This is a genomic window from Pedobacter nutrimenti (assembly GCF_003208655.1).
Lineage (GTDB): Bacteria > Bacteroidota > Bacteroidia > Sphingobacteriales > Sphingobacteriaceae > Pedobacter > Pedobacter nutrimenti.
In genome coordinates this window covers 225545-248635 of record NZ_QKLU01000001.1, presented here as the reverse complement: position 1 = coordinate 248635, position 23091 = coordinate 225545, and the positions used below count along the sequence as shown (strand labels likewise).

Here is a 23091-nt window from a genome sequence, read left to right as displayed (position 1 = left end):
AGAGGTTAAAAACGTGCCTGTACCTGGCAGATCAGTCTGTTTCCATTGTACTGAGCGGTTCCAGGGATATTGTTCTGATAACGGTCTATTAAATAACCAGCCTGTACCCTGATTGCATAAGATTCTGCAAAGGAAGCACTGACCATTGGAACATAACTGTTTCTGCTATTTCCGGCCCGCTTAAAGTCAGAATCCAGGTATTCATAGCGAAAAGCAAATTCAAGAGATTTTAAACGGGTATTCCTGATTTTCCGGACCAGGTTTGGCAGGACATAAATCCCCCTCATCTGATAGTCTCCGATAGAAGTCGGGGTAGTAGCTGCAAAAAACATCTGGCTGTTGATTCCCTGTTTATATTCCGAGACCAGCTCAAAACTCCAGTCTTCATTTAGCGGTTTCTTATAGTCAATATCTACACCATATGCCCATATTTCCTTACGGGTATTGCTTCCATAACCCCCGTTGAGTCCCAGCTGTAAGCTTTTATTAAACTCCATCACCACCCTTGCCGGCACAATTTTTCCGTTGTCATTGTCTACCTGGTTCCTGTTGTTTCCATTAAATACACCAATGGCATAGGTGATCGGGACCGGCCCATTTTTTATTGCGCCGGAAAAAGAAGCACCCAACTGGAAACTCTGCCAGCTGTTGGCCCCAAAAAGATAGTATTGATTGGAGTAATCTATGGAACGGACAAAATCGACCGGATAATTGTCTTCTTGTCCGAACTGGGGCCTGAATTGTCCCACCTGGAAGTTTACATAGTCGTTTACACTGTATTTGATAAAGGCATTTTCCAAAACCTTATTTTGTGGGTTGCCGCTAAAATCTCCAAAGTTAACCAGGATCACGGCATTGATCCGGTCGTTAACAGCTGCATTAAGCTGCATTCTGGCCCGCTTCACCAGAAAAGAATTACCTGAAAACTGGTCCCCTGCAGGATGGTTCACACCATTGATGTCATTGTTTTTTGTGAATGAATAAATGTATTGCGTTTGCAGCATTCCGGAAAAAGTAATTTTTGTAACCGGAAGATTGATGCTAATCGTTTTTTTTGTGCTGTCGGCGGGGTTGTTCTGGGCCATTAGTAAGGTTGGAAATAACAAAGAGGATGCTAGATTCAACAGGATGTTTTTTGATTTTTTGTTAAAGGAGGGATAGATGTTCTTCATATAGGACTGAGAGTTAGGTAACACCATAGGAATCATTTTAGCCGAAACAAAAACTAAGCCAAGGGAAAGAAAAAAACTCAATTCAGGCACCTTATTTTCGATTGAATTAATCTTATCTCTAGATGCCTGTTGATTTTCAGTTTCAAAATAAAGAAATCTCCTCAATAAAAAAAGTGATTTCGGTCATTCTTGTTCAAAAAAGCCTTTAACTAATGGTAAATTTGGCCATAACCTTATTTAACCAAAGAAAAAGTTCCTGATAAACGACCGCTCTGACGGGCTTTGGGGACAAAACCACATCATGGATTGCACCCTGGGCAACAAAGACTTTAACCTCGCCTTTTAACCTTTTGACCAGCCGCTCCATGTCTTTTACATTCAGAACCGCATCACCGCTAAACATTTGCGCAGACCATTTTTTCAGGTAAACAGATTGTGCAGCATGGATAACCAACACAGGTCTGGAAATGCGAAGCCCCTCTTTTACCTTTCGCTGCCCCAAATGTATAGCCCTGATCCATCCGCAATTTACTTTAGGAGCAACATCTGGCTTCCAGTCCAATCTGTAATCCCATTCTCCATAATGGCTTTTGTGAAGGCTTAATCCATAAAGTGCAGAAAAACCTCCGTCTACTTCCTGATTGGGGTAGTGCTTGCCCCAGCAGGCCAAAAGTGGAATGGCCAGTTTTTTTAACAATACATTCAGGTTCATGTCCCAAAAGGGGCTATTCAAAAAAACAGCATCAAAAAGTTCATTTCCTTTACGTTTATCGGCATACAAAGAAACAATCAACCCTCCTGTAGAATGTCCACTGAGCAAGACATGAAAATGTCCCTCCTTTCTGATGGTGCTCAGGGCCCAATCCAGATCGGCATCATACTCTGCAAGGTCCCTGACATTATTTAATTTTTGATGGACCAGCAGGGAACGTCCGTACTTACGAAGGTCCACTGCGTAAAAATCATAACCATGAAGGTTATACTCCCTTGCCATTTCTTCCTGAAAGAAATAATCATTAAAACCATGTACATATAAAACAGCAGTCTGTTTTGGGGTATCGCATTGTTTTCTGATCAGTGTACTTACAACCGCACCTTCATAATCATCTTCCCATCGGATGATCTTCTTTTCGAAACCTGGCCCTAAAATATCTGGTTCATAAGCGGTGGTAACCTCAGCATTCATAGTGGTTATAAATATAAACTATAGATATAGAACAGTAATTATTTTTTTTGGGTAAAAATTGCAATATGTATAACTAAGGCAAGGTTTAATGGTTCAAAATTTGTTATTTTGAATATATAAACAAAATAGCTCACTTAATTATACTCATATGCCAAATAACGAGGATAAAGAGACGAAGGACATCTTGTCTGTAGATATAGGTGGTTCAAATATTAAAGCCTGTCTGTTAAGCCCTCAAGGCGATATGCTGTCCGAATATACCAAACTGCCCACACCCGCAAAAGCAAGCCCCGAGGCCGTACTGGTTGTAATTAAGCAGCTGGCAGCCACCATGGGGCCATTCGGAAAGATTTCGGTTGGTTTTCCTGGCTATACCCGATCGGGAGTTGTATATACTGCACCTAATCTTGCAAAAGACAAATGGGATAAAATAGATTTTGCCCAGCAGATTAGTAATGCGCTGAATAAACCCGTACGCCTGATCAACGATGCAGACCAGCAGGGACTTGGCCTGGTGGCCGGTAAGGGTTTTGAAATTGTCCTTACTTTCGGAACAGGTCTTGGTACTGCCTTACTTTTTGACGGTGAGCTGTTGCCCCATCTGGAACTCTCCCATCTTCCGGTATCAAAAACAAAAGACTACGATGACTATGTTGGTGACCGGGCCATCAAAAAACACGGTGTTAAAGAATGGAACGAACGCGTATTACGTGTAATTGACATCTATAAGACCGTATTTAATTATGATACCCTTTATCTTGGAGGCGGAAATGCAAAAGAACTCGATATAGAATTGGAACAGAACATTAAAATTGTATCGAATAAAGAAGGCATAAAAGGTGGGGCCAAGCTCTGGAAAGCAGCTGAAAAATACCACATCAAAACCCTGTATCCTGCTAAAAAATAACTCTTTAAAATAGTATAATCCCTATATAGAAATAGATAAACTAATGAAAACATACACTTTAGGAATGATCGGTCTGGGAACAATGGGCCGCAATTTACTTTTAAATATGGCCGACCATGGCTATCAAGTTACCGGCTATGACAAGGACCCAAAGATGTTAAAAACATTAGAAGAAGTTGGAAAGGCACATGATTTAAAGGGTTTTGCTTCCCTGGAAGATTTTGTACAAAGCCTTGAACTGCCACGGAGGATCGTACTGCTTGTCCCTGCTGGCCCTATTGTAGATAGTGTAATCCAGGAACTGGAACCTTTACTATCCAAAGGTGATCTGATCATTGACAGCGGAAATTCTCATTTTACAGACACCAGCAGAAGAGCTGCTGAACTGGCCGAAAAGGGTTTCCATTTTTTTGGAATGGGAATTTCGGGAGGTGAAGAAGGTGCCCGTTTTGGACCGAGTATGATGCCGGGTGGTGATAAGGCGGCTTATAGCGCCATGAAAGAAATTCTGGAGGCCATTTCCGCTAAAGTAAACGGAGAGCCCTGCGTGACCTATATTGGTCCGGGCGCTTCCGGCCATTTTGTTAAAATGGTACATAATGGTATTGAATACGCCATGATGCAGCTACTTGCAGAAACCTATGATATACTTAAAAATGGATTAGGTTATACTAACGAGCAGATTCACCGTGTATTTGACCAATGGAATAAAGGTCGCCTGCAGTCTTTCCTGATGGAAGTAACTGCAGAAGTCTTTGCTTTTACAGATGAAAAAACCGGCAAGTTGCTGGTGGATATGATTAAAGATGAAGCAAAATCAAAAGGCACAGGAAAATGGACTTCCCAAGTTTCCATGGACCTTCAACTGCCCATCCCAACCATCAATGAAGCCGTAAGTTCCAGAGACCTTTCCAAATTCAAAAGCCTTCGCGTTGAACTGTCGGAAGCCTTTCCCCATGCAACAAAAATTGCCGAAAATCAGCAAAAAGTAGAGGCGGAACTCGAACAGGCATTATATGCTGCAATGATTGTTTCTTATGCCCAGGGCCTGCATTTACTATGGCAGGCTTCCATTACTTATGAATACAAATTAAATCTGCATGAAATTGCAAAAATCTGGAGAGGCGGTTGTATCATCCGGGCGGAATTGCTCGAAGACATTTACCAGGCCTATAGCAAAAATCCAGAACTGGAGCATTTATTCTCTGATTCTGCAATCCAGGATAAATTAAAAGCAACAGTTCCGGACCTGAGAAAAATTGTGGGTCTTTCCATTGAAAATGGCATCCCGGTATCCGCCTACGCTTCTGCCCTGACTTATTTCGATTCTTTAAGAACAAAAAGATTACCCTCTAATTTAACACAGGCACAAAGAGACTTCTTTGGTGCCCATACTTTTGAAAGAACAGATGAAGAAGGTATTTTTCATGCCTTATGGAATCAACCTACCCTGTAAAGAAAATATAGACAAATGAATCCGGCATGATCAAAAGAATTGTTAAACCTCCAAAAGGAAATGGTTCTTTTGATCATCAAAGGCTCCATCTGACCAACACAAAATAAACAACAACAGATGAAAACATCAATCAGTCTTAAACCCACTATTTTCGTCATATTTGGCGGTACTGGCGACTTGAATATGCGTAAACTTGCGCCCGCTTTATACAATTTGTATTCTGATGGGTATATGCCCCAGAAATATGCAATCATTGGAACGGCCAGAAAAAAGCTTACCGACCAAAAGTTCAGGGACGTACTTATGGAGGGTGTAAACAGCTTTTCGAGAACAGGAAAAGTTAAAAAAGAAAAATGGTCCAAGTTTGCAGAAAGTGTACATTACACCTCTGTAGATGTTTCTGCTCCTGAAACCTTTAAAAGCCTTAAAGACGACATCGAAAAATATCAACAGGAATTTGGACCAGGCACACAGGTGGTGTATTACCTGGCTGTTGCCCCAAGTCTTTTTCCTTTAATTGCCAAATGCCTTTCAGATTATAAACTGGCAGGAGATGAAGAAAGCTGCCGTATTGTAATTGAAAAACCTTTTGGAAGAGATCTGGAAACGGCCAAAGAACTGAATCAGCTCCTCACCAGCATCTTTACCGAAAAACAAATTTACCGGATTGACCATTACCTGGGCAAAGAAACCGTCCAGAACATTATGGCCTTCCGTTTTGCAAATTCTTTACTGGAACCGCTCTGGAACAGGACTTATATTGACCACGTTCAGATATCGGTGACCGAACAGCTGGGCGTTGGGGACCGTGGCGGCTATTACGAAAGCGCGGGTGCTTTAAGGGACATGATCCAGAACCACATTTTGCAATTGCTATGTCTGATTGGAATGGAAACCCCTATCAATTTTGATGCTGACGAAATCCGGAATAAAAAAGTAGACGTTTTAAAAGCGATGAGGCCTTTCAGCCCAGACGACATCCGCTTCAGTACAGTACGGGGCCAATATACAAAAGGATGGGTCGAGGGAAAAGAAGTACCGGGTTACAGACATGAAAATGGCGTAAACCCCGACTCCAATACAGAGACATTTGCAGCCATTAAATTTTTTGTGGACAACTGGCGCTGGCAAGGCATTCCTTTTTATGTAAGAACAGGTAAACGTTTATTTCAAACCTCTTCGCTGATTACTATACAGTTTAAAGATGTGCCTCATCAGATCTTTCCTGCCGCAGTTACAGAACACTGGCAGCAAAACAGACTGATCATCAGCATCCAGCCAGAAATGAGTATCCGTTTACAGGTCCAGGCAAAAAGACCAGGACTGGACATGGTACTGAACCCGGTTGATATGGTTTTTGATTATAAAGGTACCTATACCACCGAAACCCCGGAAGCTTACGAAACTCTTTTACTGGATGTCATGACGGGCGACCAAACCCAGTTTATGCGTGCAGACCAGGTCGAAAGTGCCTGGGAACTGCTTATGCCGGTGGTCAATGCCTGGGAAAGTAAAAAATCACTGAGCTTCCCTAATTATACAGCAGACTCCTGGGGGCCGGAAGATGCCGAAGCTCTTATTGCAAGAGATGGCTTCCATTGGTTTACTTTACCTTTAAATAAAGATTAACAAATGGGCGTTTTTTTGCCTGCACATAAAAAGATGAATTTATTAATTTATAAAACCCAGGATGAGCTGCTTAATGATATTGCAAAGTATATCATTAAAATTGCTCATAATTCCATAGCCGAACAAGGTTGCTTTAATTTTGTACTTACAGGTGGCAATTCCCCAAAAGAGCTTTACCATTTGCTGGCTACAAAATTTAAAGCAGAAATTGACTGGAGCAAAGTGTATTTCTTTTTTGGAGACGAACGGAATGTATTACCGGATCATGACAGCTACAATGGTTTAATGGCTAAAGAAAGTATCTTAGCTCCGTTAAATATTCCGGCTGAACAAATTTTTTATGTAGACACTACACTTGCTCCGGAAAAAGCAGCCATAGAATACAAAAAGGCAATTACTAAACATTTTAAAGGCGCTGACCTTTCTTTTGACCTGATCTTGCTGGGTATGGGCGATGATGCACATACCGCCTCCCTTTTCCCGGAAACGGATATTCTTAAAAATAAAGACGTAACCGTTGATGCGGTATATGTGGAGAAACTCTCTACTTACCGGATTAGCTTTACCGCTCCATTAATCAATAAAGCAAAAAATGTAGCTTTTCTGGTTTTTGGTAAAAACAAGGCAGAGGCCGTTAAGCATGTGATAGAAAAACAGGAAAAGAATACCCGGCTTTATCCGGCCCAGTTGATCCGCCCGGTTGATGGAAATCTGACCTGGTTTTTAGATGATGAATCAGCATCTCTTTTGGATGCTTAACCATAGATTAAGAGATTTAAATTTAAAGATGATTTAAGGTCTTTAACGCGTATTTAAGAAGAAAATTTGCTTTAAGCTTTGATCAACAAAATTAAAGGTTGTGCCGTTGAAATGAATTACTCATGGTAGTTCTTATTTAAAATAAAAATATAAAACACTGAAAAACAAAAGCTTACGATTATTTTTCGTAAGCTTTTTTGTTTTAAATCTTTCTCAAACTGCTCATTTTAAGCGGTAAAACTGAACAGAATGAATAAAAATCCTTGAAAAATCTGTGATAAGTTAGTGTAACACTATTTTATCGCTCATTTGTTCAGTCTCAGCTTACCATATCGCCCAATTTTTGGAGTGCTTTTAACGATGTTGTTAATGGTGGCTGGAAGAGAAGTAGCAAAAGGCCAGTTAAAAACTTATGCAAATACACTTGGTGTAGTTACCTCTGGTGTAACCAATGCTGGCAATGCCGTACTTCAAAATGAAACTTTCGCAACAATTACAGGGGGAGCCTTGGGTGGAACAGCTTCCGTACAAGTTTTATTTGCCAGCCCTGTACCGGCCAATACCCTGGTGTATGTTAAAGTAAGTACAGCCTCTTCTGTAGGGGTTACGGCATATTCAGGTGGTACCACAACCAATCTTGGTACACCAGTAACCATTACGACTTCCAGTGCAATCCTGAATGCGCCTGACAATAGCAATTACTATATAGCCATAAGTTCGGCATCTGCCTTTAATTCTGTAAAAGTAGAAGTTACCGGTGCGCTTCTGGGTTCCAACACAGCTAATCTTTTTTATGTTTTTTACAACCAGACCAATCCGGCCGATTGTGGAACCGGGATGTCGACTTCTACCACCACTAGTGGTGTTTTAGTCGGAGGTGGTATCACTTCCCCAAACAATGCCATTGACGCCGACCCCAATTCATTTGCTTATTTGACCCTTGGTACCCTTGCCGTGGCAGGAACGGTTACAGAAAGCATTTACTTTTCCGGGCCTTCCAATGCCGGCGATGCAGTACGCACTACCTTTTCAATTCCACAGTCTGTACTTAGTCTGGGGTTATTAAGCAATGTTTCTGTACAAGCCTATAAGGGTCTCACACCGATTGGTACACCGCAAAGCCTGGGCGCTTTATTAACCCTGGACTTATTGGGTCTTCTCAACAATGGTGCAAAATATACGTTTTACTTTGTGCCTGGCCAGGCCTTTGACCGGGTAGAATTTACAGTGGGCGGGGTTGTGTCTTTATTAGGCGGCCTCAATCTGTATGACGTACAAAGAGTGCCTAGCCCCCTGCTTACTAATGAAAGTGCTTTGGGGGTAATTAGTGTCTGCGGCACTTCTGTGACTCTGTCAATCCTTACTCCCCAATCAGGAGTCACCTATAACTGGTACAATGTGGCTACCGGAGGAAGTATTTTAGCGACAGGAACATCTTATAATGTAACCGGACTGACTACCGGTACAACAAGCAATTATTATGTAGAAGCCATCAAACCTGGCTGTTCAAACTCCGTAAGGGTGCCTTTCCAGATCAAGTCCATCGCTCCACCTGTGGTAAATCCAAATACAGGCCCTGCAGCAGTGTGCACCACACAAAGCATCACCTTAAGCAATACGACACCTTCCGGGGTATGGAGCAGCAGTGACAACACCATCGCTACTGTAAACAGCAGCGGTCTGGTTGCAGGTGTGGCTGCAGGAACAGCAACAATTAGTTATACGGTAACAGACGCAACAACAGGCTGTACCAATGCAGCTACTACCCTGGTGACTGTAAGCACCTTTCCGTCGGCAGGTACTATAACCGGAACGAATTTAATCTGCGCTCAAAAAACAGCGACATTGACCAGCTCGGTAAATGGCGGGACCTGGAGCAGCAGTGATGTAACAAAAGCGACCATAAACAGTACAAGCGGATTACTTACCGGCGTGGCAGCAGGAACAGTTACCATAACCTATACGGTTAACAATGGAACATGTTCAAACAATACAACAATGAATGTTCAGGTTAATGCCTTACCCACCGTTAATCCTATAACTGGTACAACTTCAGTTTGTGTGGGCAAAACCACCACCTTAGCCAACACAACTGTTAACGGGACCTGGAGCAGTGACAATACAAATGTGGCGACAGTAAACAGCAGTGGTCTGGTTACGGGGGTTACAGCTGGAACAGCAAACATCAGCTATACCGTTAGTGATGGTTTGAGTAGTAATTGTACCAATGCTGCAAGTGCTACAGTTACTGTCAATCCGCTCCCTATCATTAATCCCATTACCGGCACCACAGCTGTCTGCGTAAACGCCACCACACAACTCGCTTCCACAACTAATGGTGGCGTTTGGAGCAGCAGTGACGCCACCAAAGCTACGGTCAATAGCAGCGGACTGGTTACCGGGGTCGCTGCAGGTACGGCAACCATTACTTATACCGTTACTAATGGAAGTGGGTGTACAACTGCGGTCACCACATCGGTCACCATTAACGCTTTACCTGTAGTGGCACCCATTACAGGAACCCCTTCCGTCTGCGTAAACGCCACCACACAACTCGCTTCCACAACTAATGGTGGCGTTTGGAGCAGCAGTGACGCGACCAAAGCCACCGTCAATAGCAGCGGACTGGTTAGCGGGGTCGCTGCAGGTACAGCAACCATTACTTATACCGTTACTAATGGAAGTGGGTGTACAACTGTCGTCACCTCATCGGTCACCATTAACGCTTTGCCCAGCATTACCCTGGGCCCTGTCCCAAACACTTGTCAGGAAAATTCTTCCTTTACACTGACTTACACCTTTACCTCAGGTGCGCCAACATCTTACAGCATTATCTGGGACAGTACCGCACAGTCAAAAGGTTTTGTCAATAACAGCAACACCCCCTTTAGTGGCGGCAGTATAACCATTACCAAACCAACAGGTCCATTAGTGCTTTCCGGAACATACAATGGAACACTAACGGTCAACAATGGCACTTGTACAAGCGCAATGGTCCCTATATCGGTAACAGTAACGCCTAAACCTCCCTCCCCATCAGTAAGCTTACATACTAACTCTCAATATAATTAAAACTTAAAACTCAAAAACATGAAAACAATTACAACAAAAATCTTTATCGTAGCCATGGTGCTGCTATTCGGAAATGCATTTAGAAGTACAGCCCAGGTTCTCCCTACAACCTCAGGTGTCAATTTTTTATGTAACGGAAGTGATCTTGATTTCGGCGCTCCTGCTGCCAATACCACCTGGATTGTCCGGTACAGTGCAACCTCTACAACAACGCCTTCTGCCGGGGTGGCCTTAACTGGAAATAAAGTTCCTGCCGCGAGTGTTCAAACCGGTTATTATTACCTGATCAGTAAAGGAACAGCTGCAGGGTCTTGCGAATCGAGTCCTCAAGAAATTCCTGTTTACAAATTCGCTCCGATCAGCGTTGCTTTCACCGCTGCCGATTACTGTTCTGAAAATGCTGCTACTACGACCTTTACAGGAACAACAACTGCATCAGATCCTAACGTGAGTACCTATGCCTATCAATGGTATACTGTAGATGCAGGAGGATTGGCAACGGCAATTTCCGGCGCAACAAGCTCAACCTATACCCCAACTTTAACAAATAACACCAATGCCGATATTTCCACTACCTACAGGCTTCAAAGCGGATACCTGGTCGCTGGTAATAAATATTGCGGAACCACAGTGGACCATGTTGTAAAAGTTTTAGCTAAACCAACAACACCAACCATAACCATTCCTTCAACTGCTCAAACCTGGTAAAAGATAATAATGCAAATGTTATAATCGGGATTCATGTCTTACAGAAAAACAAGTTTTGTGTCAAGTATGCTGTTGCTTAGTGCAACGGCATGCTTTGCGCAATCTTCTGGTTCGCAAAGGGTAATTATCCCACAGGGATCTTCCCTGAAAATACGGGCCAATTCTGTAAATGCGTCATCTTACCAATGGCTCAAAGACGAAAAGATTATACCAAATGCCAATCAGGTTGAATACACCATAACCCTCGAAGGAAAATATACTGTTGTTTCCTACAATGCCCAGGGCTGTGCTTCTGAACCCTCTGCTCCGGTAGAGGTTAAAATAGGACCTGCACTCCCCAAAATTGCCGATGTTGCTGTCAGATTGAGTTCAGAATCCAGGTCCATAACCATGAACGATCCTTTCGAGTACACCATCGAGGTGAAAAATAAAGGGGCTGGGCCAGCAACCGATGTAAAAGTAAAAGATGTACTTCCTGTGGAATTGACCTTTGTGCAATTAAGCAGTCCTACCCTGGGTCAGGCAAACTATAATTACACCACAAACACAGTACTTTGGGAAATCCCCAAACTGGATAAAGGAGAAAGTTCCGACCTGAAGATCCGTGTTAAAGCAACAAAGCCTGGTGTGATCCGCAATACAGTTACTGTATCGGCCAGTGAAAAAGATCCAGACCTGACCAACAATACCTCTGAAGACGAAAAAACCATTTTGGGCATTATCATTCCAAATGTGTTTACGCCTAATGGTGATGGTGTCAATGATACATTTGAAATACCCGGCCTGGAACTCTATGCTGAAAACGAACTGACCATCGTTAACCGCTGGGGTGGCACCGTCTACTTCAAAAAAGGATATAAAAATGAATGGGCAGGTGAAGGGCTAAATGAAGGTACCTACTTCTATCTGCTGAAGGTCAAATCAGGAGACAATAAATGGGAAACGTATAAAGGATACGTTACCCTGATCCGGAGTTTCAAACGCTAATCTGTAAACAAAAACAACTGTTAATACTCATGAACAAAAAATAAAACCAATAAGCATAACCCGATAAAGCAATTGTTAACCCCCAGTAGACAATATACTTTTATGAAGAAACCTACGCTCTTAATTCTTGCAATTTTGCTTGCATTGTCTGTCTGTGCGCAACAGGACAGTCAATTTTCTCAATACATATTTAACGGCATTCACATTAACCCTGCCTACGCGGGTTATAAAGAAGACCTTTATGTTCAATCCTTTTACCGTTCCCAATGGGCTGGTGTCAAGGGGGCGCCTAAAAGTTTTTCTATTGCAGCTGATGGTGCCATCAGAGAAGGGGATGTTGGTTTAGGCCTTATTGTTTCCAATGACCAGATTGGTGCCCAAAACTATCTTACAGCCTATGCAAACTACGCTTACAGAATCCGAACAGGCAGTGATGAAATGTCAAGGTTATCTTTTGGAATTGCCGTAGGTGTGATGCAGCTCGGCCTGGATGCCAATAAATTAGAAGCCATTAATCCTGGAGACAATGCCGTTCCGCTTGCTTCACAAAGCACGATTCTACCTGATGCCCGTTTTGGGATCTACTATTCAGAAGAAAAATATTTTGCCGGCTTTTCGGTTACCAATCTTTTCGCCAAATATGCTGCAAAAATCAGAAACAGTAATCTGCTTGTGCCACAGCCACATTTTTATCTTACTGGCGGTGCTATTTTCCCGTTAAATGAGGATCTTCAGATTAAACCGGTTGTTTTACTGCAGGATGATACCAAAGGCCCTACATCTGTGGACCTAAACGCTTTTTTGCTCATCAAAGAACGCATCTGGCTGGGTACCTTTTACAGAACATCGGTAAAACTGTACCAGAAAAACAATTTACCATCTGATCTCCCTGCAGAAAATGCAGCAGGGATAATTGTTGAACTCTTTGCCACACCCAATTTAAGAATTGGCTATTCCTATGATTATTCCCTGGGTAATTTACGAAGTTATAATTATGGGAGCCATGAAATATCAGCAGGCTTTTACCTTGGCAACAAGAATTCAAAAAGAAACAGGGCCCCAAGATGTTACCAGTTTTAAATAAACAATAACGTGCTTTAAGTGTTATGTAAAGCGGAACAAAATCTATATGAAATCAGCAGATGTCCTTATAGTGGGTGCCGGACTGGCAGGTTTAACCTGCGCCATCCACTTGTTAAAATCCGGATATCCTGTACTCCTTCTGGAAAAGAACCCTTTTCCGCAGCATAAAGTCTGCGGGGAATACGTTTCTAATGAGGTCCTGCCCTATTTGAACTGGCTTGGTATAGATCCCTTTGCGCAAAAGGCCACAAAACTTTCAAAACTTCAGGTTTCTGTCGAAAACGGAAAAACCATCAACTGCAAACTTCCATTAGGCGGTTTTGGGCTCAGCAGGGCTTTATTTGATCAACTCCTTTACCAAAAGTTCCTGGAGCTTGGGGGTAGTTTCCTTCAGGAGACAGTCTGTGACATTTGCTTTGATCAGGACCATTTTAATGTGAAAAGCAATCAGAATGTGTACAAAACCAGGATCGTAGTGGGAGCCTATGGAAAAAGAACTGGCCTAGATCATAAACTTAACCGGGTATTTATTCATAAAACTTCTCCATGGCTGGCTGTAAAGGCCCATTATACCGGGGCCTTTGATGAAGAACTTGTGGCTCTGCATAACTTCAAAGGTGGTTATTGCGGCATCTCGACCATAGAAAACAATCTGATTAATGTTTGCTACCTGACCAGCTACGAAATTTTTAAAAAGTACCGAAATACTGAGGAGCACCAACGGCAGGTTTTGTTTGGCAACAAACACCTGAAGCATTTTTTTAATCACCATGCTATGCAGTTCAGTGTGCCTTTAACCATCAGTCAAATTCATTTTGGGGCAAAAGAAACCGTCAAAGATCATGTTCTTATGATTGGAGATACAGCAGGCATGATTCATCCCCTTTGTGGTAACGGGATGGCAATGGCCATACACAGTGCAAAAATAAGCGCCGAACTTCTTCTCCGCCATTTCAAGGAAAAAAACTTTAACAGGATCCAAATGGAAGATGAATACAATAGGTTATGGCATCAGCACTTTGCAAAGCGACTTGGGTTTGGAAAATTTTTATCTGCCCTTCTGCTCCGGCCCGGGCTCAGTAGTTTTGCCAGTAGTTTAATCAGCTCCGTTCCGGGCCTGTTGCCTCCGCTTCTTAAAAGAACACATGGAAAACTTTTAATTAACCGATACCATGTTAGTTGACACCAGTAGCAGAAGTAACGCTGCAGAGCTCATGGACAATTTTGACTTGAAAGGAGAAATCCTGATCGATGCACTAAATAAGATTGCCAAAATCAATCAGTTGCTTGGCGGAAACCAAATCACCATAAAAGGCATTAAAGAACTGATCAAAAACCACAAATTCAATGGGCCTTTAAAAATTGCAGATTTAGGTTGTGGCAATGGCGATATGCTTAGAAAAGTTAAAGCTTTTGCTTTAAAACAAGGTTTATCCGTTGAACTGACTGGCATCGACGCCAATCCATTTACCATCGAACAGGCAAAAAAACAATCCGCCGGTGACCCCGACATCCGGTATAAAACGATAGATATTTTTGAGCAAACCGAGCAGGCGGATGAATATGATGTGATCCTTTGCACCCTGACCCTACACCATTTCAAAGACCATGAAATCCTGTTACTGCTTCATCGTCTGCACCAACAAAGCCATCTTGGAATTGTGATTAATGACCTGCACAGGAGTAAAATCGCGTATTACCTCTTTAAAGTAATCTGCTTCCTTTTTCAGCTAAATGAGATGTCCAGGCAAGATGGGCTGACCTCTATACTAAGGGGTTTTAAAAGAAAAGACCTGGAATTGTTTTCTGTTAAACTCGGAATAAAAACGTATCTTATCAAGTGGAAATGGGCTTTCAGATATCAATGGATCATCAGGACATATGAGCAGCGTTAAAATCACCACCGTAAGTAAAGCCATTCCTGAATATTCCAGGTCCACAAGCGAAATCATTCCCTTTCTGGACCAGTGGCTGCACGGAAAAGAACAACGCTTTATCAGAAAAGTAAAAAAGATCTTTGAGCAGGCTGCAGTAGACAGGAGGTATTCAATAATGTCACCTGAGGAGGTTTTCAGCAATACTTCTTTTGAGCAGCGCAATGACATTTACATCCGGGAAGGCATTAAAATAGCGACGAAATGTTTAACGGGGGCCCTGCATAAAATAAACTGGCAGGCCAGCGATATCGACTTTCTCATTACAGTAAGCTGCACAGGAATTATGATTCCTTCCCTTGATGCGTACCTGATCAATAAGCTTTCAATGCGTCAGGATATTCTTCGTTTGCCTGTTACTGAAATGGGCTGTGCCGCAGGGATTTCCGGCATTATATACGCCAAAAATTTATTGAAAGCCAATCCTGGAAAACGGGCTGCTGTTGTTGCCGTTGAATCTCCCACTGCAACCTTCCAGCTCGGCGATTTTTCTATGGCGAATATTGTCAGTGCCGCCATTTTCGGTGATGGGGCTGCCTGTGTGCTGCTTTCCTCAAAAGAAGAAGACCAGGGGCCAGAAATCATAGATGAAAATATGTACCACTTTTTCAATGCCGAAGCTTTAATGGGTTTCCGTTTAACCGATTCCGGTTTAAAAATGGTCCTGGACATTGATGTACCAAAAGTAATTGAGGCTCACTTTCCTGCTATCCTCCACCCTTTTTTAAGGAAAAACAAATTGGACATTAAAGATATAGATCATATGATTTTCCACCCGGGTGGAAAAAAGATTGTTCAGATAGTAGAAAGCCTGTTTCTAAAACTGGATAAAAATATAGAGGATACAAAAGAAGTGTTACGTTTGTATGGAAATATGTCAAGCGCCACTGTATTGTACGTACTGGAAAGAATTATGGAAAAGCAGCCTAAAAAAGGTGAAAAAGGCTTAATGTTAAGCTTTGGACCAGGTTTTTCAGCCCAGAAAATACTTTTACAATGGTAAAATCAGTATACAATGAAAACAACAGAAATTTTAGAGAAACTCCCTTACAGCCATCCTTTCCATTTTGTAGATGAACTTTTAAGTATTGACGAAAATGGTGTTACCGGCACTTACACTTTTAGCAAAGACCTGGATTTTTATAAGGGTCATTTTAAAGATCACCCTGTTACCCCTGGTGTAATTTTAACAGAAACCATGGCCCAGATCGGAATGGTTTGCCTGGGGATTTATCTGCTCGGTGAACTGGACGCAAATACTTCAGGACATGTTATGCTCACTTCAACTGCCATAGATTTTACCAAACCGGTATTTCCCGGTGAAAAGGTAACTGTCATTTCCGAAAAGGTTTATTTCCGTTTCAAAAAACTGCATTGCAAAGTAGAGATGCAAAATCAGGCCGGAGAAATTGTTTGCAAAGGCACTTTATCGGGCATGGTCACAACCAGACTCCATGGCTAACCGTGTGGTGGTCACCGGAATGGGTGTTGCCGCTCCTAACGGAGTAGGTATTGCGGCTTTTAGGGCCGCAATACGATCCGGCACATCCGGTATCCGCTACGATGAGCAACTTGCGGCCCTGCAATTTTCCTGTCAGATTGCCGGATGCCCCGAACTGCCACCGGAATTGGTTTCCCAATATTTCACTGACCTTGAGCTCAGAAATCTCAACAGTACCGGCATTGTTTATGGGGTCATTGCAGCGATGGATGCCTGGAGGGACGCCGGACTTTCCGTGGAACATCTTGAACAACCGGATTGGAACAGCGGAACCATTTTTGGTTCAGGTACCTCCGGCATCAGCAAATTCCGGGAAGCCATTTATAAAATAGACGACTTTCAGGTCAGAAAACTAGGAAGTACGGTCGTTATACAAACCATGGCCAGTGGCGTTAGTGCTTTTTTGGGTGGTAAACTTGGCCTGGGTAATCAGGTCAGTACCAATTCTTCTGCCTGCACTACAGGAACAGAAAGTATTTTAATGGCATATGACAGAATAAAAGCGGGACAGGCAAGTCGAATGCTGGCCGGCAGTACCAGCGACAGTGGCCCCTATATATGGGGCGGTTTTGATGCCATGAAAGTCTGTACCTTCAAACACAATCACGAACCCGAAAAAGGTTCCAGGCCAATGAGTGCTTCTGCCAGCGGTTTTGTTCCCGGAAGCGGCGCAGGTGCCTTACTTTTGGAATCTTTAGAGAGCGCAATACAAAGGGGCGCCCGGATTTATGCAGAAGTATTGGGTGGTCATATCAATTCAGGCGGTCAAAGAGGAACCGGGACCATGACTGCCCCCAATAGTACGGCCGTTCAAAGGTGCATTCAACAAGCATTAATCAATGCACAACTCGATGCCCAGCAAATTGATGTCATTAACGGACACCTCACTGCAACGATGATGGACAGCACCGAAATCCGGAACTGGTCTGAAGCCTTAGGCCGTAGCGGTGATGACTTTCCATACATCAGCAGTTTAAAAGGTATGACCGGACACTGTTTAAGCGCCTCAGGGAGTATAGAATGTGTGGCCGCTGTTTTGCAGCTTACCGGGGGCTTTCTTTTTCCAAACTTAAACTGTGAGGACCTGCATCCGCAAATCTCAGAACTGATCTCTTCAAAAAAAATCCCCCTGAATGACCAGGAATGTGAAATAAAATACCTGGCCAAAGCGAGTTTTGGATTTGGTGATGTCAATGCCTGTATCCTGTTTAAAAAATACGACCATGAATAAAGAAGAACTTATTTTACGCCTGAAACCCATTGTTGACACTTACGCCCAGGACAAAGCCGCAATGGAAAATCTAAACGACCATACGGATTTTATAAAGGACCTACACATTAATTCTGCAAACCTTGTTGACCTGGTACTTGACATTGAAGAACAGTTTGATATAGAAATTGACAATACCAGTATGGAAAAGATGCTTACTATCGGAGCGGCCATTGAAATTATCCAGGAAAAAATTAATACAAATGATCGGTAACGATGTCATTGACCTCGATCTGGCTGCAACAGAAAGCAACTGGAAGCGAAAGGGATACCTGCAGAAAATCTTCGCTCCACAAGAACAAAAGCTTATCCTGACCAGCGTGAATCCGGATGTGATGGTTTGGTTGTTATGGAGCATGAAAGAAGCGGCCTATAAAATTGAGTCCCGGTGTACAGGCATCAGGTGCTACGCACCCTCAAAATTACAAGGCCAAATTATTCAGCTCACAAGCGATTTTTCAGAAGGAAAAATACACACAGCAACCAGCCTTTATCATACGCGAAGCCTGATTGAAAAAAGCATGATCCACACCACCTGCAGCATTGATAAAAAGTTATTTGACACCCTAAAGAGCAGCATCAGTATCCACAAGGACCAGCAATATCCTGAATATCATTCCAGCAAACCGGCCTCTGTTAGCCATCATGGTAAATACCTGGCCCTGGTGTATCTTTAAGACAAGTTTTCTTCAATCAGCAGGTTGATGATCCCATCGGCCATACCCACCCGGGGTACATACAATTGTTTAATTCCAGTCCACTTCAGTAAAGTGATGTAAATTTCACAAGCCGGAATAATGACATCTGCCCTATCGGGGTTTAAGCCAACAATATTAATTCTTTCTTTCAAAGAATAACTATTCAGCTGATTGTACATCGACTTCAACTTTAAAAAAGACAAAGGCATTCCGTCTTTCTCATTCGACATCTTAAACAATTTATTGATGTTACCACCAGTGCCAATACCAGCGAGGTTTTTATGTTGCTTTGTTTGTTCTTTTACCCAAAGCCTCATTTCTTCCCAGGTTTCTTCTTTGTCCTGATTGTCCAGGATCCGGATGGTTCCGATGTCAAAAGACCGGGAAGCCACAGGTATACGGTTTACAAAAACAGATAACTCTGTACTTCCACCGCCCACATCTATATAGAGATAACTTTTTTTGATGTCCAGTGTTTCTTCAATATGATTGGCATAAATAATATTGGCTTCCCGCTGACCTTCTATAATTTCCAGGTCTAAGTCCGCATGTTTTTTCACTTGAGCAATAATTTCAGCACCATTAGAAGCTTCCCTCATCGCCGAAGTGGCGCAAGCCAGGTACTTAGACACCTGATACACGTCCATCAGGTTTTTAAAAGCGGACATTGTTTTTAACAGGTCCTGAATTTTTCTGTCCGAGATCTTATGGTCCAGAAAAGCATCGTCCCCCAGACGCAGGGGAACCCTCACCAGTGTATTCTTTTTAAAACTATAATTGTTCTCCTCCTTTGTGATATCCGCAATCAGTAACCTGACCGCGTTCGAACCGATATCTATAGCAGCGTATCTTAACATTAATTTACTGGTGTTTGTTTTTTAAATAGTTATATGTCTGAACCTGCGCCCTTACTTTAGTAGAAAGCCTGTTTTTATGATATTTGTTGTTATTCAATTTATTGATGTCACGGGCCTTTACATTATCCTGAAGCTGAAATTCTATAATATCCCTGATTTCCTGGCGGACATCTTCATCCAGAACAGGAAAACCAACCTCTACCCGATGTTCAAAATTTCGGCTCATTAAATCAGCAGAAGACAAATACATTTCTTCTTTGCCATGGTTACCAAAAATAAATACCCTTGCATGCTCCAAAAACTTATCAATGATGCTGATGACCGTAATGTTTTCACTCACGCCCTTTATTCCAGGAACCAGGCAACAAATTCCGCGTACAATCAGTTTAATTTTTACGCCTGCGGTACTGGCCTCATAGAGTTTTGCCACGATGCCCTCATCGGCCAGGCTATTGACCTTTAAAATAAGATAAGCGGGTTTCAATGCCTTTGCATTTTTAATTTCCCTGTCGATCAGATGATAAAATTTGGTCCTGGACTCTAAAGGAGAAACCATCAGGTACTTAAAACCCTTGGTGACCGTCTTTTTGTTCAGGGCATTAAAAAGCTTCAGCAAATCTGTGGTGATTTCTTTTTTTGCTGTAAAAATACTGTGGTCGCAATATAACTTTGCTGTCTTTTCATTAAAATTTCCCGTTGCCAGGTTCGCATAATAAACCGGACGTCCACGTTCCATTCTTTTGATCAGGCAAATTTTTGAATGGACCTTATAATCTGTCAGGCCATAATTTACGTTAACCCCTTCTTCTTCCAGCCTGTTGGACCAGTAAATATTGGCCTGCTCATCAAAACGGGCTTTAAGCTCAACCAAACAGTTGACCTTTTTTCCATTTTTTGCGGCATTGATCAGCGCATTAATGACCCTGGAATTTTCAGCAAGCCGGTAAAGGGTAATATTAATTTCAGTCACCTTTGGATCTATCGCAGCCTCTCTTAAAAACAGAATGATATAATCATAGGACTGGTAAGGCAAATTGATCAGGTAATCCCTTTCAGACAGCTTGTCTATTATGCTTTCAGTGCGGTGCAGACCAGAAACCTTTAAAGGTACATTGGCCGGATATTCCAGATTGGGAGAACCTACATTTGGAAAACGGATAAAGTCACCAAAACGGTGATACCTGTTTCCAGGAATCAGGCTTTCCGCTTCAATTTTCATTTTTGCCACCAGGATACTCAGCATATCAAAGGGCATTTCCGTATCGTAAAGCAGCCTCATCGGCTTTCCTTTACGGCGCTTGTCCAAACTGCTTTTCAGTTCTTCAATAAATTTATCGCTGATGTTTTTATCTATGTCCAGTTCCGCATCCCTGGTTACCTGTATAGAATAGGCATCAAGCTCATCATAATTAAATACGTAAAAGATATCATCCATACAATATTTAATGATGTCTTCGGCCAGGATGATAAATTTCAGGCCATTGGTTTCCGGAAGAACCAGAAAACGCGGAAGGTCCTGTGGCAGCTCTATTAAAGCATATTTTTCATTTTTTCTTCTGCCCTTTTTCGATAGCCTCACCAGAAAATACAGGTACCGGTCTTTAAGCTCTGGAAAAGGTTTATCCAGGTCAATCATAATGGGCACAAGATTAGATAAAATCCTGTCCCTGAAATGGTTCCGCACAAACTCTCCTCTGGCCACATTCAGCTGGGTATCGTTTAAAATAAAAATCCGGTTCTGCGCAAGTTCATTAATTAAAGTTGCCTGAAAAAGCTGTTCGAATTTCCTTTCCTGTTTGACAACTATATTTTTGATCTCGTTCAGGACTTTCTTGGGATTAAAACCCAGGAGTGCCTTTGTTTTATCATTCAGATTGGTCAGGCGGGTCATTGTGGCCACCCGGACCCTGTAAAACTCTTCCAGATTAGAAGAAAAGATAGACAAGAATTTAATCCTTTCAATAAGAGGAACCGTTTCATCTGCGGCTTCCTGAAGAACCCTGTCATTAAAATACAGCCAGCTAATCTCTCTATTTAAAAAAGGAACTTTCTTCTTCGTCATGTAATATTCTCCAAATCCCCTGCCGAAGGCCGGGGTGATCAAAACTGCAAATTCTAATGTTAATTCATTGTTAATTATTGGCTAATTAACAAAAAAGCACAATTCTGCTTACTTCTTTGCAGCTGTTCCTTTTTTCTGTACGGCAGCAGGTGTTTTTGCGACAGTTTTTTTCACTGGAGCAGCTTTAGCAGCTTCGGCTTTAACAGGGGCTGGTTTAGCAGCAGCAGTGCTTTTAGGGGCAGCGGCTTTACGGGCCGGCGCAGCCTTCTTCACAACATTTTTCGACGCAGGGCTTGCTACTGTTTTTTTAACTGTAGTCACAGCTTGTTTTACAGCAGCTTTTACAGGAGCGCCATTTTTTGCAATCGCATTGGCTGCTTTTTCCTCGGTGGCAATGGCCGCTACTTTTACACTCTGCGCAACCGGTCTTGCCTTAGCAACGACTTTTTTAACCGCCTTTTCAACTTTTTTAACCTCTTTAGAGGCAATGATCTTTTTAACAGGAGACTTTTTAGGTAAAACTTCTTCTGTTTTGCTGACCACAGACTCTTTCACCTCAGCTAATTTCTTTGACAATTTTCTGGCCACCGACTTACTTGCTTTAGAAATATCTGCAGCTATTTTTTCGGCATCATGTCCAAGATGACTCACCACTTCAAGGAACTTTTCAGTCAGTGTTTTTTCTAATTGTTTTTTAGCTGCTTTTTTAGCAACTTTTTTTTGCACTTTTGGCTTGTTGGTTTTCATGTGAATTTTATGTTTACTTAACCGATCAATAATTATTAAATTTAACAATTTTTAATACTAAAGCTATTATCATGCCCACTTTTGACATTGTAAGTAAAGTAGATGCGCAAACATTTGACAATGCGATCAATAATGCTAAAAAAGAGATCCTGAACCGATATGATTTTAACAATTCTAAAAGCACTATAGAACATGATAAAAAAACAAATGTCATCACTATAGTTACTGAAGATGACATGCGTTTAAAGGCCATACAAGACTCCATTATTTCCAGGATGATCAAGCAAAACCTGGATGCAAAAAGTCTTGATTTTGGTAAAGAGCACTATGCCTCTGGAAACATGATCCGCAAAGAAATATCTGTTAAAGAAGGAATAGACAAAGAAACTGCAAAAAAAATCGTTGCAAAAATTAAAGCCAGCGGATTAAAAGTCCAGGCCTCGATGATGGATGACCAGGTCAGGGTACAAAGCAAAAATATAGATGACCTGCAGGGTGTTATTGCCCTGTGCAGAAAAGAAGATTTCGGCCAGCCCCTGCAATACATCAATATGAGAAATTAAAAGCACCGGCCAGGTCCGGACCAGAAAATTAATATAAATCAATTCCGTTATGGAAATTATTGAAGATGGTTTCATCTTTTCAGACGATAAAAAAAAGATTGACCCGAAGGCTGTACATCGGTATCTGGCAACGCAATCGTACTGGGCAAAGGACATTCCTTTTGAAACCGTTAAAAAATCAATAGACAATTCCCTTTGTTTTGGCATCTATAAAGATGCCATTCAAATTGGTTTTGCCAGATGGATTACAGACAAATCTACCTTTGGTTATCTGGCAGACGTGTATGTAGAAGAACCCTTTAGAGGGAAAGGTTTATCAAAAAAATTGATGTCCCTGATGCTTTTTCATAAAGATTTACAAGGTTTAAGAAGGTACATGCTCGCCACCAGGGATGCGCATGGTTTGTATGCCCAATATGGTTTCGAACCCATTGAAAATCCAGACCGGCTGATGGCTGTTGTCAATAAAAACCCTTATTCCAAAAATAGTTAACACCATA

Annotated in this window: 22 protein-coding genes; 17 read left to right on the top strand and 5 right to left on the bottom strand. The window is 42.1% G+C overall.

Annotated features, from left to right (window positions below; genetic code table 11):
• Positions 1-5: 5 nt before the first annotated feature.
• Both B0O44_RS00950 and B0O44_RS00945 read right to left on the bottom strand, forming a co-directional pair.
• A complete protein-coding gene (locus B0O44_RS00950; RefSeq protein ID WP_170123246.1) occupies positions 6-1172 on the bottom strand; it encodes a porin in 1167 nt (388 codons plus the stop codon).
• A 205-nt stretch (positions 1173-1377) separates the two neighbouring features.
• Positions 1378-2358 carry an alpha/beta hydrolase gene (locus B0O44_RS00945; protein WP_110826826.1) on the bottom strand — a complete coding sequence of 327 codons (981 nt, stop codon included), beginning with the start codon at positions 2356-2358 and terminating at the stop codon, positions 1378-1380.
• A 148-nt stretch (positions 2359-2506) separates the two neighbouring features.
• Here B0O44_RS00945 and B0O44_RS00940 point away from each other — a divergent pair, with 148 nt between their 5' ends.
• The 15 genes from B0O44_RS00940 (at position 2507) to B0O44_RS00870 (ending at position 18341) form a co-directional block, all read left to right on the top strand.
• On the top strand, positions 2507-3265 hold the full coding sequence (locus B0O44_RS00940) for an ROK family protein (RefSeq protein ID WP_110826825.1): 759 nt from the start codon (positions 2507-2509) through the stop codon (positions 3263-3265).
• 43 nt (positions 3266-3308) lie between these two features.
• Positions 3309-4721 (top strand): NADP-dependent phosphogluconate dehydrogenase, encoded by a 1413-nt coding sequence (gene gndA / locus B0O44_RS00935; RefSeq protein ID WP_110826824.1) that lies wholly within the window; start codon positions 3309-3311, stop codon positions 4719-4721.
• Positions 4722-4838: 117 nt separating this feature from the next.
• Entirely contained in the window at positions 4839-6350 is a 1512-nt protein-coding gene (gene zwf, locus B0O44_RS00930) for a glucose-6-phosphate dehydrogenase (protein ID WP_110826823.1), read from the top strand.
• A gap of 33 nt (positions 6351-6383) precedes the next feature.
• Complete coding sequence (pgl, locus tag B0O44_RS00925; protein WP_110827502.1) at positions 6384-7109, top strand: 6-phosphogluconolactonase; 726 nt, start codon at positions 6384-6386, stop codon at positions 7107-7109.
• A 369-nt stretch (positions 7110-7478) separates the two neighbouring features.
• On the top strand, positions 7479-10181 hold the full coding sequence (locus B0O44_RS00920) for a beta strand repeat-containing protein (RefSeq protein ID WP_170123245.1): 2703 nt from the start codon (positions 7479-7481) through the stop codon (positions 10179-10181).
• Between the two features lie 18 nt (positions 10182-10199).
• Positions 10200-10889, top strand: coding sequence for a hypothetical protein (locus B0O44_RS00915; protein ID WP_110826821.1), 690 nt, complete (start codon positions 10200-10202; stop codon positions 10887-10889).
• Between the two features lie 33 nt (positions 10890-10922).
• On the top strand, positions 10923-11876 hold the full coding sequence (locus tag B0O44_RS00910) for a T9SS type B sorting domain-containing protein (RefSeq protein ID WP_110826820.1): 954 nt from the start codon (positions 10923-10925) through the stop codon (positions 11874-11876).
• Between the two features lie 102 nt (positions 11877-11978).
• A complete protein-coding gene (locus B0O44_RS00905) occupies positions 11979-12956 on the top strand; it encodes a PorP/SprF family type IX secretion system membrane protein (RefSeq protein ID WP_110826819.1) in 978 nt (325 codons plus the stop codon).
• 49 nt (positions 12957-13005) lie between these two features.
• The gene (locus B0O44_RS00900; protein WP_110826818.1) at positions 13006-14142 is read left to right on the top strand and encodes an NAD(P)/FAD-dependent oxidoreductase; all 1137 of its coding nucleotides are present in this window, start codon (positions 13006-13008) and stop codon (positions 14140-14142) included.
• Entirely contained in the window at positions 14132-14854 is a 723-nt protein-coding gene (locus tag B0O44_RS00895) for a methyltransferase domain-containing protein (protein ID WP_110826817.1), read from the top strand. The genes B0O44_RS00900 and B0O44_RS00895 overlap by 11 nt, the downstream gene beginning before the upstream one ends.
• On the top strand, positions 14841-15896 hold the full coding sequence (locus B0O44_RS00890; RefSeq protein ID WP_110826816.1) for a type III polyketide synthase: 1056 nt from the start codon (positions 14841-14843) through the stop codon (positions 15894-15896). The genes B0O44_RS00895 and B0O44_RS00890 overlap by 14 nt, the downstream gene beginning before the upstream one ends.
• A 12-nt stretch (positions 15897-15908) precedes the next feature.
• Positions 15909-16355: a 3-hydroxyacyl-ACP dehydratase FabZ family protein gene (locus tag B0O44_RS00885; protein ID WP_110826815.1), complete on the top strand. Its 447-nt coding sequence runs from the start codon at positions 15909-15911 to the stop codon at positions 16353-16355.
• Positions 16348-17625, top strand: a complete 1278-nt coding sequence (locus tag B0O44_RS00880) for a beta-ketoacyl-[acyl-carrier-protein] synthase family protein (protein WP_110826814.1) — start codon at positions 16348-16350, stop codon at positions 17623-17625. Before B0O44_RS00885 ends, B0O44_RS00880 begins: the two co-directional genes overlap by 8 nt.
• Entirely contained in the window at positions 17618-17878 is a 261-nt protein-coding gene (locus B0O44_RS00875; RefSeq protein WP_110826813.1) for an acyl carrier protein, read from the top strand. Before B0O44_RS00880 ends, B0O44_RS00875 begins: the two co-directional genes overlap by 8 nt.
• The gene (locus tag B0O44_RS00870; protein ID WP_211321284.1) at positions 17868-18341 is read left to right on the top strand and encodes a 4'-phosphopantetheinyl transferase family protein; all 474 of its coding nucleotides are present in this window, start codon (positions 17868-17870) and stop codon (positions 18339-18341) included. Before B0O44_RS00875 ends, B0O44_RS00870 begins: the two co-directional genes overlap by 11 nt.
• Here B0O44_RS00870 and B0O44_RS00865 read toward each other — a convergent pair.
• The 3 genes from B0O44_RS00865 to B0O44_RS00855 form a co-directional block, all read right to left on the bottom strand.
• Entirely contained in the window at positions 18338-19219 is an 882-nt protein-coding gene (locus tag B0O44_RS00865; protein WP_110826812.1) for a Ppx/GppA phosphatase family protein, read from the bottom strand. The two genes, B0O44_RS00870 and B0O44_RS00865, sit on opposite strands and share 4 nt — an antisense overlap.
• 4 nt (positions 19220-19223) lie before the next feature.
• On the bottom strand, positions 19224-21281 hold the full coding sequence (ppk1, locus tag B0O44_RS00860) for a polyphosphate kinase 1 (RefSeq protein WP_110827500.1): 2058 nt from the start codon (positions 21279-21281) through the stop codon (positions 19224-19226).
• 108 nt (positions 21282-21389) lie between these two features.
• Positions 21390-22028: a histone gene (locus B0O44_RS00855; protein WP_110826811.1), complete on the bottom strand. Its 639-nt coding sequence runs from the start codon at positions 22026-22028 to the stop codon at positions 21390-21392.
• 71 nt (positions 22029-22099) lie between these two features.
• Here B0O44_RS00855 and B0O44_RS00850 point away from each other — a divergent pair, with 71 nt between their 5' ends.
• Positions 22100-22591: a YajQ family cyclic di-GMP-binding protein gene (locus B0O44_RS00850; protein WP_110826810.1), complete on the top strand. Its 492-nt coding sequence runs from the start codon at positions 22100-22102 to the stop codon at positions 22589-22591.
• A gap of 49 nt (positions 22592-22640) precedes the next feature.
• Positions 22641-23084 (top strand): GNAT family N-acetyltransferase, encoded by a 444-nt coding sequence (locus tag B0O44_RS00845; protein WP_110826809.1) that lies wholly within the window; start codon positions 22641-22643, stop codon positions 23082-23084.
• Positions 23085-23091: the final 7 nt, after the last annotated feature.

What these genes read in the sequence shown, in the direction of transcription:
- B0O44_RS00920 (WP_170123245.1), top strand. Translation starts at nt 7,479, where the DNA reads ATGGTGGCTGGAAGAGAAGTAGCAAAAGGCCAGTTAAAAACTTATGCA.
- gndA (WP_110826824.1), top strand. Translation starts at nt 3,309, where the DNA reads ATGAAAACATACACTTTAGGAATGATCGGTCTGGGAACAATGGGCCGC.
- zwf (WP_110826823.1), top strand. Translation starts at nt 4,839, where the DNA reads ATGAAAACATCAATCAGTCTTAAACCCACTATTTTCGTCATATTTGGC.
- B0O44_RS00855 (WP_110826811.1), bottom strand. Translation starts at nt 22,028, where the DNA reads ATGAAAACCAACAAGCCAAAAGTGCAAAAAAAAGTTGCTAAAAAAGCA.
- B0O44_RS00865 (WP_110826812.1), bottom strand. Translation starts at nt 19,219, where the DNA reads ATGTTAAGATACGCTGCTATAGATATCGGTTCGAACGCGGTCAGGTTA.
- B0O44_RS00850 (WP_110826810.1), top strand. Translation starts at nt 22,100, where the DNA reads ATGCCCACTTTTGACATTGTAAGTAAAGTAGATGCGCAAACATTTGAC.
- B0O44_RS00905 (WP_110826819.1), top strand. Translation starts at nt 11,979, where the DNA reads ATGAAGAAACCTACGCTCTTAATTCTTGCAATTTTGCTTGCATTGTCT.
- ppk1 (WP_110827500.1), bottom strand. Translation starts at nt 21,281, where the DNA reads ATGACGAAGAAGAAAGTTCCTTTTTTAAATAGAGAGATTAGCTGGCTG.
- B0O44_RS00890 (WP_110826816.1), top strand. Translation starts at nt 14,841, where the DNA reads ATGAGCAGCGTTAAAATCACCACCGTAAGTAAAGCCATTCCTGAATAT.
- B0O44_RS00915 (WP_110826821.1), top strand. Translation starts at nt 10,200, where the DNA reads ATGAAAACAATTACAACAAAAATCTTTATCGTAGCCATGGTGCTGCTA.
- B0O44_RS00870 (WP_211321284.1), top strand. Translation starts at nt 17,868, where the DNA reads ATGATCGGTAACGATGTCATTGACCTCGATCTGGCTGCAACAGAAAGC.
- B0O44_RS00950 (WP_170123246.1), bottom strand. Translation starts at nt 1,172, where the DNA reads ATGAAGAACATCTATCCCTCCTTTAACAAAAAATCAAAAAACATCCTG.
- B0O44_RS00885 (WP_110826815.1), top strand. Translation starts at nt 15,909, where the DNA reads ATGAAAACAACAGAAATTTTAGAGAAACTCCCTTACAGCCATCCTTTC.
- B0O44_RS00875 (WP_110826813.1), top strand. Translation starts at nt 17,618, where the DNA reads ATGAATAAAGAAGAACTTATTTTACGCCTGAAACCCATTGTTGACACT.
- B0O44_RS00900 (WP_110826818.1), top strand. Translation starts at nt 13,006, where the DNA reads ATGAAATCAGCAGATGTCCTTATAGTGGGTGCCGGACTGGCAGGTTTA.
- B0O44_RS00845 (WP_110826809.1), top strand. Translation starts at nt 22,641, where the DNA reads ATGGAAATTATTGAAGATGGTTTCATCTTTTCAGACGATAAAAAAAAG.
- B0O44_RS00880 (WP_110826814.1), top strand. Translation starts at nt 16,348, where the DNA reads ATGGCTAACCGTGTGGTGGTCACCGGAATGGGTGTTGCCGCTCCTAAC.
- B0O44_RS00940 (WP_110826825.1), top strand. Translation starts at nt 2,507, where the DNA reads ATGCCAAATAACGAGGATAAAGAGACGAAGGACATCTTGTCTGTAGAT.
- B0O44_RS00895 (WP_110826817.1), top strand. Translation starts at nt 14,132, where the DNA reads ATGTTAGTTGACACCAGTAGCAGAAGTAACGCTGCAGAGCTCATGGAC.
- B0O44_RS00910 (WP_110826820.1), top strand. Translation starts at nt 10,923, where the DNA reads ATGTCTTACAGAAAAACAAGTTTTGTGTCAAGTATGCTGTTGCTTAGT.
- B0O44_RS00945 (WP_110826826.1), bottom strand. Translation starts at nt 2,358, where the DNA reads ATGAATGCTGAGGTTACCACCGCTTATGAACCAGATATTTTAGGGCCA.
- pgl (WP_110827502.1), top strand. Translation starts at nt 6,384, where the DNA reads ATGAATTTATTAATTTATAAAACCCAGGATGAGCTGCTTAATGATATT.